The organism is Neorhizobium sp. LMR1-1-1.1 (assembly GCF_040675795.1).
Lineage (GTDB): Bacteria > Pseudomonadota > Alphaproteobacteria > Rhizobiales > Rhizobiaceae > Neorhizobium > Neorhizobium cellulosilyticum.
The window spans coordinates 1-1,409 of sequence record NZ_JBEGHE010000055.1 but is presented as its reverse complement, the minus strand read 5'-3'; the positions used below and the strand labels follow the sequence as shown (position 1 = coordinate 1,409).

General features: G+C 51.0%; 1 rRNA gene. It reads right to left on the bottom strand.

Annotated features, from left to right (window positions below):
• A 23S ribosomal RNA gene (locus tag MRBLMR1_RS25285) occupies positions 1-1,213 on the bottom strand; the annotation flags it as partial.
• Positions 1,214-1,409: the final 196 nt, after the last annotated feature.

Sequence of the window (1,409 nt, the reverse complement as noted above, 5' to 3'; positions counted from 1 at the left end):
GTGCATATCCTCAGCTTCGGTGCATGGCTTTAGCCCCGTTACATTTTCGGCGCAAAGACCCTTATTTAGACCAGTGAGCTGTTACGCTTTCTTTAAATGATGGCTGCTTCTAAGCCAACATCCTGGTTGTTTTGGGATCCTCACATCCTTTCCCACTTAGCCATGACTTGGGGACCTTAGCTGGAGGTCAGGGTTGTTGCCCTCTTCACGACGGACGTTAGCACCCGCCGTGTGTCTGCCGAGTAGTACTCCCAGGTATTCGGAGTTTGGTTAGGATCAGTAAGACGGTGAGTCCCCATAGCCCATCCAGTGCTCTACCCCCTGGGGTATTCGCTCGACGCTCTACCTAAATAGATTTCGCGGAGAACCAGCTATCTCCGAGTTTGATTGGCCTTTCACCCCTAGCCACAAGTCATCCCAATCTATTGCAACAGATGCGGGTTCGGCCCTCCAGTTGGTGTTACCCAACCTTCAGCCTGCTCATGGCTAGATCACTCGGTTTCGGGTCTAATGCAACTAACTGAACGCCCTGTTCAGACTCGCTTTCGCTGCGCCTACACCTACCGGCTTAAGCTTGCTAGTTACACTAAGTCGTTGACCCATTATACAAAAGGTACGCCGTCAGGCTTGCGCCCTCCGACTGCTTGTAGGCATCCGGTTTCAGGTTCTATTTCACTCCCCTTGTCGGGGTGCTTTTCACCTTTCCCTCACGGTACTTGTTCGCTATCGGTCATGCACGAGTACTTAGGCTTGGAGAGTGGTCTCCCCATGTTCAGACAGGATTTCACGTGTCCCGCCCTACTCAAGGACAATCAGTGTTCTACGCCTACGGGGCTGTCACCCACTTTAGCCAAGCTTTCCAACTTGTTCGGCTTTATTCCTGATTGCCACTGGCCTGGTCCGCGTTCGCTCGCCACTACTTGCGGAGTCTCGGTTGATGTCCTTTCCTTCAGGTACTTAGATGTTTCAGTTCCCTGAGTTCGCTTCTAACCCCTATGTATTCGAAAGTTAGATACCTTATTACAATACCTAGAAACCTAAACCGTGCCTAAACACGGCTTAAACTTTCTAGGTATTTAAGGTGGGTTGCCCCATTCGGAGATCCATGGATCAAAGCTTATTCGCAGCTCCCCACAGCTTATCGCAGCGTATCACGTCCTTCTTCGCCTGTGCATGCCAAGGCATCCACCAAATGCCCTTACGACACTTAATCGTTCTCATTGCCAATGCTCATCAATATAGCTTCACCGTGACCGGTGAAGCGGAAGGGCTACCTTTTACAACCCATCCTTCTCATGATGACATCGACGTGTTCTTTGTCGATCAGATCGCTTTTCTAAAGGGCCACGCCGAGCGGCCCACTTGCGTCTGATCTTAAGACCAGCTTCTCGAGATTAAATCCGGGTCCG